Below are 15,107 nucleotides of genomic sequence, written 5' to 3'. Positions count from 1 at the left end.
GGCTAATACCTGAACCGCCTGCGGCGGGACGAGGCCACCGGCCGGTCCGGGCCAGCGCCCACCTTCGCCATCCTCGACGCCAACCGACAGCCCGGCGGTGCCTGGCAGCACTACTGGAAGAGCCTGGAACTGTTCTCCCCGGCTGCCTACAGCTCCCTGCCCGGCTACCAGATGCCCGCCTTGACGGGTGAGGGCAACCCCTCGGCGGAGCATGTTGCGCAGTATCTGCGCACTTACGAGGCCCGCTATGACCTGCCGGTGTACCGGCCCGTCCGGGTCGACGCTGTGCGGAGGATCGACGGCGGCGGCTACCTCACTGACGGCGGCTACCTCACTGGCGGCGGCTACCTCACTGACACCGACCACGGGCAGTGGGCCAGCCGGGCGATCATCAACGCCACCGGCAGCTGGGCTACCCCGTACATCCCTGCGGTGCCCGGCAGCGAGCAGTTCACCGGCCGGCAGCTGCACACCGCCGGCTACCGGGGACCGGAGCCTTTCGCCGAACAAAACGTAGTGGTGGTGGGCGGCGGCAACTCGGGGGCGCAGATCGCCGCGGATCTCGCCCCAACGTCGTCGGTGACTTGGGTGACGCGGCATCCGCCGCGCTACCTGCCCGACGACGTCGACGGCCGGGCATTGTTCTCTATCGCCACACGCCGCAGCAAAGCCCTCGCGGCGGGAGAGCCTGCACCAGCCGGTATCGCCGACATAGGTGACATTGTTGCCGTTCCCGCGGTGCGGAAAGCCCGCGACGCCGGCCTGCTGAAGGCCCGGCCGATGTTCTTCCGCTTTGTCCCGGAGGGGGTGCAATGGGAGGACGGGGAGAAGCTCCGCGCTGATGCGGTTATTTGGTGCACCGGCTTCCGGCCGGACCTGCAGCACCTGAGGCCCCTCGGCCTGGCTATCCGCAACGGTGTTCCGGCTACGGATGCCCAGCTGCGCACCCGCTCAGTCGACGGCCCCGATCTGTTCTTCCTGGGATACGGGGATTGGACCGGACCTGCCTCAGCCACGCTCATCGGCGTCGGCGCGACGGCACGGGACACTGTGGCGAAGATTTCGGGCAGGTAGGACGGCCCCCAAAAGCCGGCGCCCCTACTAGGACAGCCTTCCCTACAGGACGGCGCGCAGCTCCGCCGCTTTCCGGGCACGGACGGCCGGCGGCACGATGGGCCGCTTGGGGGTGAAATACAGCCCGTCATTGGTCCAACGCGGCAGCACATGCTGGTGGTAGTGCCACACGTGCTGGCTGCCGGCGGGCTCGTTGTGCTGCCGGGTGGTGACGCCGTCCGGGTGCCAGGCCTTCTTGATGGCGACCGCCATGTCGCGGGTCACCAACATGATCCGGGCCGCGACGTCGTCGGGCAGTTCATACAGCAGCTCGTAATGGGCGCGGGGAGTGACCAGGACATGGCCGGGCTCCGGGTCGAAACCGTGGGAGGCGATGAAGGCCAGCACCAGATCATCCGAGTAGACGAGGTCCCCGGGCTCGCAGAGGTTGCCGGGAAACCGGAACTCCCCGGAGGCCATGTCACAGAACGGGCATTCATAGCCCTCCGGTGCGTGGCTGGTCCAGGCGGTTTCGCTCGACAGTTCCTTCATTAAAGCCTCAGTCCTCGTCTTCGTCCTCTTCGAAAATCCACTCGAACATGTCCAGGACATATTCGCTCAAGGTGCCTTCTTCGCTCTGCCAGTCCCCGCGGGCGTTGTTGCGGCGCCACACAATGGGATCGGGAACGTCCAGCTGGTCCTCGCGGATGCCCCAGACGAACTTCTCATCCTCGTCTTCGAGGAACAGCAGGTACCCGTCTTCGATTTCCAGCTCATCCGGATCCCAGAAGAAGTGGAACGCCTCCATGAGGTCCTCGCACCCGCCCACGGCGAGGTAGAACTCGCGCAGCACCAGCGGGATGTTGAAATCATGGGCGGCGAGCATGGCATCGAGTTCGTGCTCGGGGATGCCGTCCTCTTCACGCCAGTTGTCCTCCAGGTACTTGGGGACCAGGGCGCGGAATCGATCAAGGAAAATTTCACTCATGTGGTCTCCAAGCGTGCGGTGAGTGGATGTATTCCAATCCTAGCGGGGACGCGGCGGCGGCCGTGCACCACCGCGCTAGGACAGGCGGGCCGCCAGGCCCGGGTAGTCGAGCACTGCGCCGTCCGCGTCCACCTCGAGTTCGGCGGTGAACCCGCCGGTATCGGAACTGTAGAGCACGACGGCGCGCCCGGACTCCGGTGAATAGGGCCTCACCTGTGAATAGACCTGCCGGCTGGGCAGCACCCGCAGACTGGGGGTCTCCACCCACGCCATGGTCAGCTGCGTTTCATCCGGGGGAGCGGACCCGTTCAGCAGGTCCAGGCGGAGGATGGGCATGGTGTTGGTCAGCGGGCACAGTCCCAGATCGGCGTCCTGGGCCTCGTCCAAGCTGCGCGGATCCTCCAGCCCCGGAGCGGGCAGGCCGGTGTTGCCGGAGGCCGTGGTTTCCGCTGTCCACCGGCCCTCGGTGCTGCGTTCGAGCAGCAGCGTCCGGGCCCAGCCGTTGCCCTTCACACTGACCGACAGATGCCGGGTCACCCAGCCCGGGATGGTGGAGAGCGTCCAGGTAACCGTGTACCCGGGGGTCACCGAGGTCCCGGCGGCAGCAAGTTCCCGCTCCCGGAAGGACACCACAGCTGTGTCCGTGCGCTCCGGATCATCCAGTCCCTGCCAGCGGATAGTCCTGGCCTGCGCGGTTAAGGTCATCCCTACAGGTTAACCGTGCGGGCCTACCTGCCCGGAATCAGGCTGCCGACCCAGCTGCCAGGGCTCAGCGGGCCAGCTTCAGCCGCCCAGCCGCCGGACGCTCAGGGCCAGGAAGAGGTGGACGCGGTCGGCAGTGACGGCCGGGTCGTAGCCGGTGAGTTCCGCGATCTGTGCCAGCCGGTAGCGCACAGTGTTGCGGTGCAGGTTCAGATCCGCGGCTACAGCGGCCACGGATCCGTTGAGGGCCAGATAGGTGTCCAGGGTAGGGAGCAGTTGGGCTCCGTGCCGGTTGTCGAAGGCTTCCAGCGGGCCCAGTGCTTCCGCGGCCAGATCGGCCAGCGGAACATCCCGGCCTGCCATCAGCAGGGACGTGAGGCTGAGGCGCTCCGGTTCGTTGACGGCCGCGCCGCGCTGCAGCGCCTCGCGGGCCTCGTAGTAGCTCCAGCGCAGTCCTCCCGGTTCCGTGTACGCGCCTCCCACTCCCACCTTGGCCGTGAGTCCGGCGCCAAAAAGGAAGGAGCTGAGCGCCTCGGCCAGGCTGGGCCCGTCAGAAGCCGGAACCACCACTGCCAGGCGCTTGCCGTATACGCCGGTGGGGGCGCCGTCGAACGCTGCCGGCAGCGGCAGGGCCGGCAGGCCGCGGACCTGTCCCGAGGCGGCCTCCAGCAGCAGGATCAACAGTCTCTGCGACGTGTCGATGCCGGCGGACCGGAGCCGGACGGCGGCGTCCGCCCCGGCCAGCCTCCCGTCCACTACGTCGCCCAGGAGCTGCCCGGTGACCTTTCGGCTGCTGGCCCGGCGTGCTGCTTGGTTGCTAAGTTCCACACCAATCAGGCTGGAGGCGTAGGCCACGACGTCGGGCTGCACAAAGGGTTCCGCGATGGCCAGGGTGCAGCGGTCGCGCATCCCGGTGGAAACGGGTATCCGGCGCCAGGACGAGTCCGGCTGCGCGGTGGCAAAGACCGGTGCTCCGTATTGGAACAGGGCCACCTCGGCCCCCACCAGGCGGGACAGCTCGGTGAGCAGCCGGGGAAGCCCTTTGCCGCTGAGCAGCGCTTCGGCCAGCACCTGGTGTGCGGAAAGCAGTTGGTGCAGGTGGGTCACATGCTCGGCCGAAAGCGAATCGGCCACCAGCTTCCCCAACGCCATAAAGGGGGTGTCGTAAGGCACTTCGAAAACGGGCAGGTCTCTGCGGTCCGCTTCCGCCAGCAACGGACCGGGCACCGTGCCGTGGCTCAGCCCCGTACCGAAGCCGATGCCCAGGGCGCCGGCCTTATCCACGCTCTGAACAAAACGCCGCTGGGCAGCCGCGCTGCTGTGCCGCAGTCCGGTGGTTAGCACTACTTCGCCTCCGCCAAGGAACGGGGAGGGGTCCTCGAGTTCGGTCACCGCCACCCATTGGATGGGCCGGTCCGACAACGGTGCGGAACCGTGGCGGGTGAGGTTCAGTCCGCCGGCGGCCAGCAGATCCGGAAGAGTGATCGACATGGCTCCACTATAGGAGCGAAGCCGTTGGGCAACTGCACCGTTACGCCGGAGTCTGTCTGTGCGGATGGCTCTGGATGTGATCCGGACCGCACAGTACGTTTGGGGTATCCCGGGTGCACGCCCGGCCCGTTTCCGAAAGGACCCCGGCATGGCGCAGATACTGCAGAACTTCATCAACGGCGAATTCGTCTCCTCCCGCGGAACGGAGGTGCTGGACATCGTGAACCCCACCAACGGCGAGGTGGTGGCTGTGTCACCGGTGTCGGTGGAGGCCGACGTCGATGCCGCCATGAATGCCGCCGCAACTGCGTTCCGGACCTGGAAGCGCACCACGCCCAGCGAGCGCCAGCTCCTGTTGCTGCGCCTGGCCGACGCCCTGGAAGCCAATTCCGAGGAGCTGGTGGAAGCCCAGCACCGCAACACCGGGCAGGTCCGCTCGCTGATTGCCGCGGAGGAAGTGGCCGTGGGGGCGGACCAGCTCCGGTTCTTCGCCGGTGCCGCCCGGCTGCTGGAGGGCAAGTCCGCCGGGGAATACCTCGAGGGGCACACCTCCTTTGTCCGGCGTGAACCCATCGGCGTCGTCGCACAGGTGGCCCCGTGGAACTATCCGCTGCTGATGGCCGTCTGGAAGATCGGCCCCGCTCTGGCCGCCGGAAACACCGTGGTGCTCAAGCCCTCCGACACCACGCCGGAATCCACGCTGGTCCTGGCCCGGCTGGTGCAGGACATCTTCCCTGCCGGGGTGCTGAATGTGGTCCTGGGCACCGGGGAAACGGGCGCCCTGATGGTCGAGCACCCCGTACCCGGCCTGGTTTCCATCACCGGCTCGGTGCGGGCCGGCATTGCCGTGGCCTCCGGTGCGGCAAAGGGCCTGAAACGCGCGCACCTTGAACTGGGCGGCAAGGCACCGGCCGTGGTCTTCGCCGACGCCGACCTGGACCGCACCGCGCAGGCAGTGGCCGAGTTCGCCTTCTTCAACGCCGGGCAGGACTGCACAGCCATCACTCGCGTGCTCGTGGAAGATTCCGCCCATGACGCCCTGGTGGAGAAGCTGGTGGCAGCGGCCCGCGGGTTGAAAACCGGCAGCGACAACGACGAAGACAACTATTTCGGGCCGCTGAACAACATCAACCACTTCAACGCCGTGAACGCGGTCATTGATGCGCTTCCGGCGCACTGCAAGGTGGAAACCGGCGGACGCCGGGCCGGGGCGAAGGGGTTCTTCTTCGAGCCCACTGTTATCAGCGGTGCCCGCCAGGACGATGACATTGTGCAGAAGGAAACCTTCGGCCCGGTCATCACCGTGCAGCGGTTCGGCAGCGAAGACGAGGCCGTGGAAATGGCCAACGGTGTCGAATATGCGCTTGCCTCCAGCGTCTGGACCACCAACCACGGCCGGGCCATGCGCCTGTCCCGGGACCTTGACTTCGGTGCGGTCTGGATCAACACCCACATCCTGCTCACCGCCGAAATGCCGCACGGCGGCTTCAAGAGCTCCGGCTACGGCAAGGACCTGTCCATGTACGGGGTGGAGGATTACACCCGGATCAAGCACGTGATGACCGCCTTGGACGCCTGAGTCCCGCGTCTCCAACCCCTACGGCACATTTTTGAAAGGCAGCATCATGAGCACTTCCGTCATCGCCCCCAGCTACCGGCTGGAACAGAAACGCCGGATCAGCGGTTCCTTCCCGGGCCCGAAGTCCGCTGCCCTGGAGGCACGCCGTGCCGCAGTGGTGGCCAAGGGGGTCGCCTCCAGCGTCCCCGTGTACGCAACCGACGCCGACGGCGGGATCATCCTGGACGTGGACGGCAACGCCTTCACCGACCTCGGTTCCGGCATTGCCGTGACCAGCGTCGGTGCGTCCGATCCCGCCGTCGTCGCTGCCGTGCAGGCGCAGGCCGCGCACTTCACGCACACCTGCTTTATGGTCACCCCGTACGAGGGCTACGTAGCCGTAGCCGAACGGCTGGCCGAAGTGACGCCTGGGGACTTCGAAAAGCGCACCGTGCTGTTCAACTCGGGTGCCGAAGCGGTGGAGAACGCGGTGAAGATTGCCCGGTCCGCCACCGGACGCAACGCCGTAGTGGCCTTCGACCATGCCTACCACGGGCGCACCAACCTCACCATGGGGCTGACCGCGAAGGCCATGCCGTACAAAACCGGTTTCGGTCCGTTCGCCCCGGAAATTTACCGGATGCCGATGAGCTACCCGTACCGGGAGGAAAACCCTGCCATCACCGGCGTCGAAGCCGCGGACCGGGCGATCCTCGCCATCGAGAAGCAAATCGGCGCCGACCAGCTCGCCGCCCTGCTGATTGAACCGATCCAGGGCGAGGGCGGGTTCATCGTCCCGGCGGAAGGCTTCCTGCCCCGGCTGGCAGAGTGGGCGCGTGCCAACGGCGTGGTCTTTATTGCCGACGAGGTGCAGTCCGGTTTCTGCCGGACGGGTGAGTGGTTCGCCGTCCAGCACGAGGGCGTGGTTCCGGATCTGATCACCATGGCCAAGGGCATTGCCGGCGGCATGCCGCTATCCGCCGTGACCGGCCGCGCGGAGCTGCTCGACGCCGTGCATCCCGGCGGCCTCGGCGGGACGTACGGTGGCAATCCGGTGGCCTGCGCCGCCGCGCTGGCCGCCATGGACACCATGGTGGCCCAGGACCTTGCCGGCCGGGCGAAGCACATCGAGGAGCTGGTGCTGCCCCGGCTGCGGGCGCTGGCCGCGGAGTCCGGCGCGGTCGGAGACGTGCGCGGCCGCGGGGCCATGCTTGCCGTGGAGCTCGTCATCCCGGGGACCATGGAGCCCGACGCCGCTGCCGCCAAAGCGGTGGCTGCGGCCTGCCTGCGCGAGGGCGTCATTGTGCTGACCTGCGGTACCTACGGCAACGTCATCCGGTTGCTGCCGCCGCTGACCATCGGCGACGAACTGCTGCTTGACGGCCTCGATGTACTGGAGGCAGCGGTCCGCGCGCAAGGTTGACCCTTTAGCGGTCTTGCCGGCAGGCCACACCGGCCTGCCGGCTGAGCCCTGTCACCAGGGCATCCAGCCCGGCGTCGAACGCCGTATCGGCGGCACGGCCTTCTTTCCGGCCCAACTGCTCCTGCACCGCGGACGTGAACAGCGGACTGTCCGGAGCGAGGGCACCGGTGTCGAAGATGTCCTGCGGCGCCACGGCGTCGTACGCCGAGCCGTAGATAAAGGACTCAAGTGCCACAATGGCGGGCACGATGTGTTCCTGCGGCCAGCCCGCACGGAGGAAACCCTCGGTGACGACTTCGTACATTGACAGGGTCCGGGGCGCGCCGCGGACCTGCAGGACGGCGATCACCGGAATCAGCGGTGTGTGCCGGGCGAACACATCGCGGTAGGAACGTGCCCAGGTCCGGACCGCCTCCTCCCAGGGAAGCTCGCTGAAGCAGGATGTGTCCACCCCCGACATTACGTAGTCCTGGATCCACTGCAGGACTTCAGCCTTGGATTCCACATGGTTGTACAGGGCCGAGGGAGCCACACTCAGGCGCCGGGCCAGGGCAGACATTGTCAGCCCGTCATAGCCCTTGGCGCGGATGACGGCCAAGGCCGCGGCTGTAATTTTCCCGGGCGTCAGCACGCGGTTGGCGGGACGTCCCGCTCCGCGCCGTGCGGGTACCTGCCCTGTCATCCGCTCCCGTTCCGTCCTTCCCCAAGAAATGCAGTGCCGTGCAATGTTCTTGCCGTGCACTGCCATGCCGCATGCAACTGTGCCTGCCTGCTTGCCTGCCTGCCTGCCTGCCTGCTTGCCAGACTGGCTGCGCTGCCTGCCTGCCGGACTAGCTGCGCTGCCTGCCTGCCGGACTAGCTGCGCTGCCTGCCAGACGACCGGCTGAGCCGCAAACCCCTGACCCTTAATATTCACACAACCTCTTCCCCTTCCGTGTGACGGACGCTACAGTTCCACTCAATAAATGAACACCATTCATTTACCGCACCCGTGCAGCTCCGCATCCGTTGCTGCACGCGACGGTACGCGGCCGCTCCCGGCCGCAGGGAAAGGAATCTGTGCAAACGCTGGAACGCGACGTTGTGATCATTGGGGCCGGACCGTCCGGACTGTCCGCTGCCCGGGCCCTGAAGGCCGGCGGGCTCAGTGTGGCAGTCCTTGAGGCGCGTGACCGTGTGGGCGGCCGGACTTGGACGGACACCATCGACGGGGCGATGCTCGAAATCGGCGGCCAGTGGATTTCCCCGGACCAAACCGCCCTGTCCGCGCTGGTGGAAGAGCTGGGCCTGGGAACCTTTGAACGCCACCGCGAGGGCGAATCGGTCTACATTTCGGCGGACGGAACCCGGCGCACCTACACCGGGGATATGTTTCCGGTGGGAGAGCAGACCGAAAAGGAAATGCTTCGCCTGATCGAGATCCTGGATGCGCTGGCCGCGGAAACCGACCCCGCCGCACCGTGGAATCATCCCAGAGCACGGGAACTCGACACCGTTTCCTTCCACCACTGGCTGCGGGCGCAGTCCGCGGATGAAGAGGCCTGCAACAACATCGGGTTGTTCGTAGCGGGGGGAATGCTGACGAAACCGGCCCACGCTTTCTCCGCTCTGCAGGCAGTACTCATGGCAGCGTCCGCCGGTTCCTTCTCGAACCTGGTGGATGAGGACTTCATCCTGGACCGCCGCGTCGCCGGAGGTATGCAGCAGGTATCCGAACGGATGGCAGAGGACCTGGCCGGGGACGTGTTCCTGTCCAACCCGGTGCGTTTCCTGCGCTGGCCCGGTGAAAGCAGCGGCACGGCCGGGGGTGCGCACGAGGGCGGAACTGGCACAATGCAGGACGGCGAAACGGGCACGACGGCGATTACGGACCCGATTCGCACGACGGCTGTGACAGCAGTTGCCGAATCTGTCACCGTCCACGCCCGGTATGCCGTGATGGCCGTGCCTCCGAACCTCTATTCCCGGGTCTCCTTTGAACCGCCGTTGCCGCGCCGGCAGCACCAGATGCACCAGCACCAGTCCCTGGGCCTGGTCATCAAGGTCCACGCCGTATACCGCACTCCGTTCTGGCGGGACAAAGGGCTCTCCGGCACCTGCTTCGGAGCGGGCGAACTGGTGCAGGAGGTCTACGACAACACCAACCACCAGGACCCGCGCGGCACCCTCGTCGGTTTTGTTTCCGATGAAAAGGCGGACCGAATGTTTGAACTGTCAGCCCAGGACCGCCGCCGGGCGATTCTTTCCTCCATCGCCGCGTTCCTGGGCGAGGAGGCACTGGAGCCGGAGGTCTACTACGAGTCCGACTGGGGCTCGGAGGAATGGACACGGGGCGCCTACGCGGCCAGCTACGACTTGGGCGGTCTTCACCGCTACGGGAAGGACCAGCTCACCCCGGTGGGCCCCATCTACTGGTCCTGCTCCGACCTCGCAGCCGAGGGCTACCAGCACGTAGACGGCGCGGTGCGAATGGGCCAGGGAACGGCACACAAAATCCTGGCCGTAGACGGTCAAGGCTGAAAGGGGCACCACTGTGCGCTACGTCGTCGGATACACGGCCAATGAACAGGGCCGGGATGCGCTGAACCTCGCGGGTGTGCTGGCCCGAACCCAGCACGCCGGACTGGACCTGGTTCTGGTTGCTCCTGAACCCTCGCCCTACACCGCCGTCTATCCCCCGGAACGCGGCTACACCGACCTGCTCGACGAGCAGCTGGAGGCCTGGCGCACCGAGGCCCTGGGTTTGGTGCCTGCGGATGTCCACGCCGATGCAGAGATCCGGCGGGCTGACTCTGACGCTCAGGGCCTCATGGACGCTGCGGAGGATCTCGATGCCGGACTCATAGTGGTGGGTGCCGCCGGCAACAGCATCTTCCAGCGCTTCACTGTCGGCAGCGTCGCGAATGCCCTCCTCCATGCTTCCTCCGTACCGGTCGCGTTGGCCCCGAAGGGGTACAGCCGCACTGCGCCGCTGACCCGGATCACCTGCGGCATCGGCAGCCGTCCCGGCGCGCAGGACGTGCTCGACGCCGCGGTGGAGGCAGCCGCACGCAGTTCGCTGCCGCTGCGGCTGGTGTCACTGGTGGCGCTGGACGCGCCGGCCGGGAAAGACGAAGCCATGGCGGAAGCGTCCCGCCATGCCAAGGCCGCCCAGGCCAAAGCGGAAGCGCTCGCGGGCGGCCGCTGTCCCGTCAGCGCAGTGGTAGCCCACGGGAGGACCATCGAAAACGCTATTGACGAACTGGATTTCGACAAGGGCGAAATCATGCTTATCGGCTCCAGCCGGCTGGCCCAGAACCACCGGCTGTTCCTGGGCACTACGGCCAGCAAGGTACTTCGCAGCCTTCCCGTACCCATGGTGGTTATCCCCCGCGACGACGGGGCTCATCCTGCCGGCGGTCCACAACACACAACAGAGGAGATCCAATGAGCTCCAGCAGTGCAGTAGTGCCCGCCCGCGGAGACGAAGGCGGAAATGGACTGAGCCGCAAGGGCTTGAAATCCGGCTCCGTGGGCCTGCTGGGCGCCGTCGTCATCGGCATCTCTTGCATAGCCCCCGCCTACACGCTCACCGCCGGCCTGGGCCCCACGGTGTCCGAGGTGGGTGTCCAGCTCCCTGCGGTCTTCCTGGTCGGGTTCATCCCCATGATCCTGGTGGCCTTGGGCTACCGCGAATTAAACAACGCGATGCCGGACTCAGGCACGTCCTTCACCTGGGCCACCCGGGCGTTCGGGCCATGGGTGGGCTGGATGGGCGGCTGGGGTCTGATCGCAGCAACGATCATTGTGCTGTCTAACCTGGCGGCCGTGGCGGTGGACTTCTTCTATTTGCTGGTCGCACAGGTCACGGGGAACGACTCCCTGGCGGACCTGACCACCAACCTGCCGCTGAACATCCTCACCACCTGCCTGTTTATTGCCGGTGCCTGCTGGATCTCCTACCGGGGGATCGAAACCACCAAGGCCTTCCAATACGTGCTGGTGGGTTTCCAGTTGCTGGTTCTGGGATGGTTCTCCGTGGCGGCGTTCATCCACGTGGCTAACGGAACGGCCTTTGATGCCACCGCCATCACCGCCGACTGGTTCAACCCCTTCGCCGTGGAGTCCTTTTCCGCATTCGCTGCCGGAGTATCGCTGTCCATCTTTGTGTACTGGGGCTGGGACGTGACGCTGACCATGAACGAGGAGACCCGCAACCCGGACAAAACCCCGGGGCGGGCAGCCACCGTGACTGTGTTCGTGATTGTCCTGATCTACATGATGGTTGCCCTGGCAACCCTTGCCTTCGCCGGGGTGGGGGAGGGGGAACTCGGGGCCGGCAATCCGGACAACCAAGAGAGCATCTTTGCCGTCCTGGCCGGTCCGGTCATGGGGCCGTTTGCCATATTGATGTCCCTGTCCATTCTCAGCAGCTCCGCTGCGTCGCTGCAGTCCACCTTCGTCTCACCGGCCCGGACGCTGCTCGCGATGGGGCACTACCGGGCGCTTCCCGGCAAGTTCGCCAGGATCAGCCCGGCGCACAAGTCTCCGGGGTATGCCACCGTGGTGGCCGCGCTGGCAGCAGCAGGGTTCTATGCCTTCACGCGGGTGGTCTCCGAGAACGCACTATGGGACACCATCACCGCCCTGGGCCTGATGATTTGCTTCTACTACGGCATCACGGCGCTCGCCTGCGTCTGGTTCTTCCGCGCCGAGGCCTTCAGCTCGGTGCGCAGCTTCCTGCTGAAATTCCTGTCCCCGCTGCTGGGAGGAGTGATCCTGTTCGTCATGTTTTTCAAGACCGCGAGTGACTCCATGGACCCCTCCTACGGCTCCGGGTCCTCCGTGGCCGGGGTTGGGCTGGTATTCGTCCTGGGCATGGGCGTAATCCTTCTCGGAGCGGTGCTGATGTTCATCATGTACAAGGCCAATCCGGGGTTCTTCCGCGGTGAAACACTGCGAAAGGGAGTCGCTGAACCGGTTCCGGCGGAACTTGCGTAAAAGTTCCTCTGGAACTCCCACAGTCCGCAGGAACGTCGCAACTCCCCCCCGGTTGCGGCGTTCCTGTGTTTATTCACCGAAGTTTATGCACCGAACCCGGGGTTTCTGCACCGAACCCGGGGTCTATTCACCGAACCCGGAGTTTATTTACCGAACCGGGTTGGGAACCTGCCTCCGGGTGGAAGTAGGTGTTCCTCAGCTGCTCCCGGTCCGGATCCACATAGGCCGGAGGCCGAAACCAGGGAATGCCGGATTGCATCGACACCTGCCAGTTCCCCTGATGAATCAGGTGGTGGTGGAACGAGCACAGCAATGCTCCGTTATGGATACTGGTACCCCCGCCGCGCTCCCAGAAGGTGACGTGGTGTGCCTCCGTCCAAGGCCCGGGGACAGTACACCCCGGGAACGTACAGCCGCGGTCGCGCGCATGCAGGGCTTTGCGCAGGTGCGGAGGGAACAACCGTGTCGCTCTGCCTAAGTCCAGCACCTGGCCCGCCGACCCCAACACTGCGGGGATCAGATCGGCATCGCAAGCAAGCCTGCGTACCTCTTCTGCGCGGATTGGGCCGGAGAAGGCTGCTGCTCCAGGGATTGGGAAGGATTTGCAGGTGCCATCGGACGGAGGGATGCCTTCCTCGGAACGGGTAGCTAGTCCTGCCACCAGTGCGTCATGGCTGATAGTCACCATCACCTGCGGGCGCAGACCGCCTGAAGCGGGCACCCCGCCGGTAGCGAGGCCAGCTCGGATTGCCCCCAAAAGTCCTTCCAACAGTTGCTGAGGGCGGCTTGGTTCCGGCGGCCGCGAGGAAGTATCCGACGGCGTAATGCCGGCCGAAGGAACTTCGCGGGCAGCGACGCGGGGGTTCGCGCCGCCGTTCATCGCGGTTGTGAGGGCCTCATGCTGTTCGTCCGTGCAGTAGACGTGCAGATGGTTTAGTCCGCTCCTTCGACGGCCAGCGAAAATCCCTTGGAACCGTGCGAGTTCTTCCTCCCCGGGCGGGGTTTCCTGGTCGATGAGAGCGAGCCAATGCCGTGCAGTGCGGAGCAGAAAGTCATGATCCTGCTGGGCCCCGACCTCGACTAACTGCTTCTCCATGGAATCGAGCAGATCCGGCTGCAACCGTGGTTGCGCCTCTTCCAGGGACTGAACGATGAGTTCGACACCTGCTGCAGACAGGACACCATCGGCACATGACTCGGCGACTCTTGGAAAGGAAGGTGGCAGGGAACGGCCCGTGACAGTGTTCGCGGGCAGAATCGCAGCGGCGAGACCCAGCCGGCGCTTCGCTTCGGCCCGCGAGATCCGCAGCCGGGCCCGAAGGAAATCGGCGGTACTGCGGAATTCGCGGAAGCGGCGTCTAGTGTTGGTGCCTTTTCCGCTCCCGGCTTGCTCGTCCGAAGAGACACCATAGGTGTCGGCCGGACGGTGCCGGTCGACCGTGCCGGCCACGACGACCTGCAGGTATTGCGTGATGCGTGACAGGTCTTCAATGACGGAAGCAGCTTCGACGGCCTCCTCGAGGTTCACAAGCTGCCAGTCATTGGCCATTGACTCGCTCAGCCCGCGAGCAGCCTCGAGCAGCGCCTCGGCGTCAGAAACCAGCTCCGTCCCGTGCACCGTGGAGGAGTGCGCCACTCGCACCGCCTGCTCTACCGGTTCCGCCGTCATGGAACCAGCCTCTCCTAAAGCGGCACAGCACACACCACGGTCCTCTGGCTTTGGGAACGAAGTTCCCTGCCCCGGAACGGAACGCCCCCCTGTGGAGGATTAGTCGCCGTCCGGGCGGACCTGTGGTCCTGCACGCGGCCTGTCTTCGGAGCCCGCCCAGACAGCCTTCCTACGCGGCAGCGGCCGCAGCCCGCAGCTTGCGGTTGCGCCGGGGTCCGCCGATCATGTCGACGGTCAGCATCACGAGTGCCAGCCACACCAGCCCGAAGCCGGCCCACCGCTCCGGCGGCATGGCTTCCTTGAATACGGTTAGCGCGAGGATGAACTGCAGCGTGGGGGCCAGATACTGCAGCAGTCCTACGGTGGAAAGCGGCAGCCGGCGGGCAGCGGCGCCGAAGAAGATCAGGGGGACGGCGGTGATGACGCCGGAAGCGATCAGCAGCCACATATGAGCCGGCCCGTTGGTGGTCAGCGTGGCGGCGCCGGATACCCCGAGCCAGATCATGACGGCGGCGGCAATCGGGGTCAGCACGGCGGTTTCAATGGTGAGGCTGGAAACGGCGTCGACCCGGGAGCCGATGCCTTTCTTGACCAGTCCGTAGAACCCGAAGCTGAACGCCAGGGCCAGGGCGATCCAAGGCATGTTTCCGTAGGCCAAGGCAAGCACCAGGACGGCAATGAAGCCCACGCCCATGGCCGCCCACTGCAGAGGGCGGAGCTTTTCCTTGAGCACCAGGACACCCAGCAGTACCGAAACCAGCGGGTTGATGAAGTAGCCCAGTGCCGCTTCAACGGCGTGTTCATTCAGGACGGCCCAGGAATAGGTCAGCCAATTCACGGCAATCAGCAGGGCAGCGCCACCCAGGGTGCCCACGATGCGCGGGTTGCGGCCGGCGGCGAGCATGGGCTTCCATGCCCGCATCACGGTCAGCAGGATGGCGCAGAACACCAGTGACCACACCACGCGGTTGGCCACGATCTCCACCGCTCCGGCGGGCTTGAGCACCATGAAGTACAGGGGAAGCAGCCCCCAGAGGCCATAGGCGGCAACACCAAACAGGATGCCGGGAAGATTCTCGCGGCCAGTCCCGGCAGAACCTGAGGAACCGGCAGAAACGTTAGTGCGGGCGGGAGCGGCGTCGGGCTCGGCGTTACGCACGCCGCGGAGGGCGGGGACAGGCTTGGAGAAAGGCACGTGGGCATCAACACACCAACCCCGGATCCTATTCCCGCCTGCCTTTGG

General features: G+C 65.9%; 13 protein-coding genes. 6 read left to right on the top strand and 7 right to left on the bottom strand.

Going from position 1 to position 15,107, the window contains the following annotated elements; genetic code table 11:
* Positions 1–9: 9 nt before the first annotated feature.
* The gene (locus QNO06_RS13780; RefSeq protein WP_227912951.1) at positions 10–1,074 is read left to right on the top strand and encodes an ArsO family NAD(P)H-dependent flavin-containing monooxygenase; all 1,065 of its coding nucleotides are present in this window, start codon (positions 10–12) and stop codon (positions 1,072–1,074) included.
* A gap of 42 nt (positions 1,075–1,116) precedes the next feature.
* On the opposite strand, the gene QNO06_RS13775 is transcribed toward QNO06_RS13780, so the two are convergent.
* The 4 genes from QNO06_RS13775 to QNO06_RS13760 form a co-directional block, all read right to left on the bottom strand.
* A complete protein-coding gene (locus QNO06_RS13775; protein WP_227912705.1) occupies positions 1,117–1,605 on the bottom strand; it encodes an HIT family protein in 489 nt (162 codons plus the stop codon).
* Positions 1,606–1,612: 7 nt separating this feature from the next.
* Positions 1,613–2,041, bottom strand: coding sequence for a hypothetical protein (locus tag QNO06_RS13770; RefSeq protein ID WP_227912706.1), 429 nt, complete (start codon positions 2,039–2,041; stop codon positions 1,613–1,615).
* 75 nt (positions 2,042–2,116) lie between these two features.
* The gene (locus tag QNO06_RS13765) at positions 2,117–2,746 is read right to left on the bottom strand and encodes a putative glycolipid-binding domain-containing protein (RefSeq protein ID WP_227912707.1); all 630 of its coding nucleotides are present in this window, start codon (positions 2,744–2,746) and stop codon (positions 2,117–2,119) included.
* Positions 2,747–2,824: 78 nt separating this feature from the next.
* Positions 2,825–4,234: a PucR family transcriptional regulator gene (locus QNO06_RS13760; RefSeq protein ID WP_227912708.1), complete on the bottom strand. Its 1,410-nt coding sequence runs from the start codon at positions 4,232–4,234 to the stop codon at positions 2,825–2,827.
* A 148-nt stretch (positions 4,235–4,382) separates the two neighbouring features.
* Here QNO06_RS13760 and QNO06_RS13755 point away from each other — a divergent pair, with 148 nt between their 5' ends.
* Together QNO06_RS13755 and gabT are read left to right on the top strand one after the other, a co-directional pair.
* Positions 4,383–5,813 carry a gamma-aminobutyraldehyde dehydrogenase gene (locus QNO06_RS13755; RefSeq protein ID WP_227912709.1) on the top strand — a complete coding sequence of 477 codons (1,431 nt, stop codon included), beginning with the start codon at positions 4,383–4,385 and terminating at the stop codon, positions 5,811–5,813.
* A gap of 46 nt (positions 5,814–5,859) precedes the next feature.
* Positions 5,860–7,215 (top strand): 4-aminobutyrate--2-oxoglutarate transaminase, encoded by a 1,356-nt coding sequence (gene gabT, locus QNO06_RS13750; RefSeq protein WP_227912710.1) that lies wholly within the window; start codon positions 5,860–5,862, stop codon positions 7,213–7,215.
* Between the two features lie 4 nt (positions 7,216–7,219).
* Here gabT and QNO06_RS13745 read toward each other — a convergent pair whose 3' ends face one another.
* Complete coding sequence (locus QNO06_RS13745; RefSeq protein ID WP_227912711.1) at positions 7,220–7,897, bottom strand: TetR/AcrR family transcriptional regulator; 678 nt, start codon at positions 7,895–7,897, stop codon at positions 7,220–7,222.
* A 377-nt stretch (positions 7,898–8,274) separates the two neighbouring features.
* Between QNO06_RS13745 and QNO06_RS13740 the strand changes: the two genes are divergently transcribed.
* Genes QNO06_RS13740 through QNO06_RS13730 form a run of 3 tightly spaced genes read left to right on the top strand, consistent with a single transcriptional unit; the run spans position 8,275 to position 12,195 of the window.
* Positions 8,275–9,735: a flavin monoamine oxidase family protein gene (locus QNO06_RS13740; protein WP_227912712.1), complete on the top strand. Its 1,461-nt coding sequence runs from the start codon at positions 8,275–8,277 to the stop codon at positions 9,733–9,735.
* A 13-nt stretch (positions 9,736–9,748) separates the two neighbouring features.
* Complete coding sequence (locus QNO06_RS13735) at positions 9,749–10,645, top strand: universal stress protein (protein WP_227912713.1); 897 nt, start codon at positions 9,749–9,751, stop codon at positions 10,643–10,645.
* A complete protein-coding gene (locus tag QNO06_RS13730; RefSeq protein WP_227912714.1) occupies positions 10,642–12,195 on the top strand; it encodes an APC family permease in 1,554 nt (517 codons plus the stop codon). The genes QNO06_RS13735 and QNO06_RS13730 overlap by 4 nt, the downstream gene beginning before the upstream one ends.
* A gap of 127 nt (positions 12,196–12,322) precedes the next feature.
* Here QNO06_RS13730 and QNO06_RS13725 read toward each other — a convergent pair whose 3' ends face one another.
* Together QNO06_RS13725 and rarD are read right to left on the bottom strand one after the other, a co-directional pair.
* The gene (locus QNO06_RS13725) at positions 12,323–13,864 is read right to left on the bottom strand and encodes an HNH endonuclease signature motif containing protein (RefSeq protein ID WP_227912715.1); all 1,542 of its coding nucleotides are present in this window, start codon (positions 13,862–13,864) and stop codon (positions 12,323–12,325) included.
* Between the two features lie 169 nt (positions 13,865–14,033).
* Entirely contained in the window at positions 14,034–15,059 is a 1,026-nt protein-coding gene (rarD, locus tag QNO06_RS13720; RefSeq protein ID WP_442860160.1) for an EamA family transporter RarD, read from the bottom strand.
* Between the last annotated feature and the right edge of the window lie 48 nt (positions 15,060–15,107).

It is taken from the genome of Arthrobacter sp. zg-Y20, assembly GCF_030142075.1.
In the GTDB taxonomy this organism is placed as follows: Bacteria; Actinomycetota; Actinomycetes; order Actinomycetales; family Micrococcaceae; genus Arthrobacter_B.
This window is presented reverse-complemented; position numbering and strand designations above follow the sequence as displayed.

Coding starts and splice junctions, on each gene's coding strand:
- QNO06_RS13765 (WP_227912707.1), bottom strand. CDS start 2,746: ATGACCTTAACCGCGCAGGCCAGGACTATCCGCTGGCAGGGACTGGAT.
- QNO06_RS13775 (WP_227912705.1), bottom strand. CDS start 1,605: ATGAAGGAACTGTCGAGCGAAACCGCCTGGACCAGCCACGCACCGGAG.
- QNO06_RS13755 (WP_227912709.1), top strand. CDS start 4,383: ATGGCGCAGATACTGCAGAACTTCATCAACGGCGAATTCGTCTCCTCC.
- QNO06_RS13760 (WP_227912708.1), bottom strand. CDS start 4,234: ATGTCGATCACTCTTCCGGATCTGCTGGCCGCCGGCGGACTGAACCTC.
- QNO06_RS13730 (WP_227912714.1), top strand. CDS start 10,642: ATGAGCTCCAGCAGTGCAGTAGTGCCCGCCCGCGGAGACGAAGGCGGA.
- QNO06_RS13745 (WP_227912711.1), bottom strand. CDS start 7,897: ATGACAGGGCAGGTACCCGCACGGCGCGGAGCGGGACGTCCCGCCAAC.
- QNO06_RS13725 (WP_227912715.1), bottom strand. CDS start 13,864: ATGACGGCGGAACCGGTAGAGCAGGCGGTGCGAGTGGCGCACTCCTCC.
- gabT (WP_227912710.1), top strand. CDS start 5,860: ATGAGCACTTCCGTCATCGCCCCCAGCTACCGGCTGGAACAGAAACGC.
- QNO06_RS13770 (WP_227912706.1), bottom strand. CDS start 2,041: ATGAGTGAAATTTTCCTTGATCGATTCCGCGCCCTGGTCCCCAAGTAC.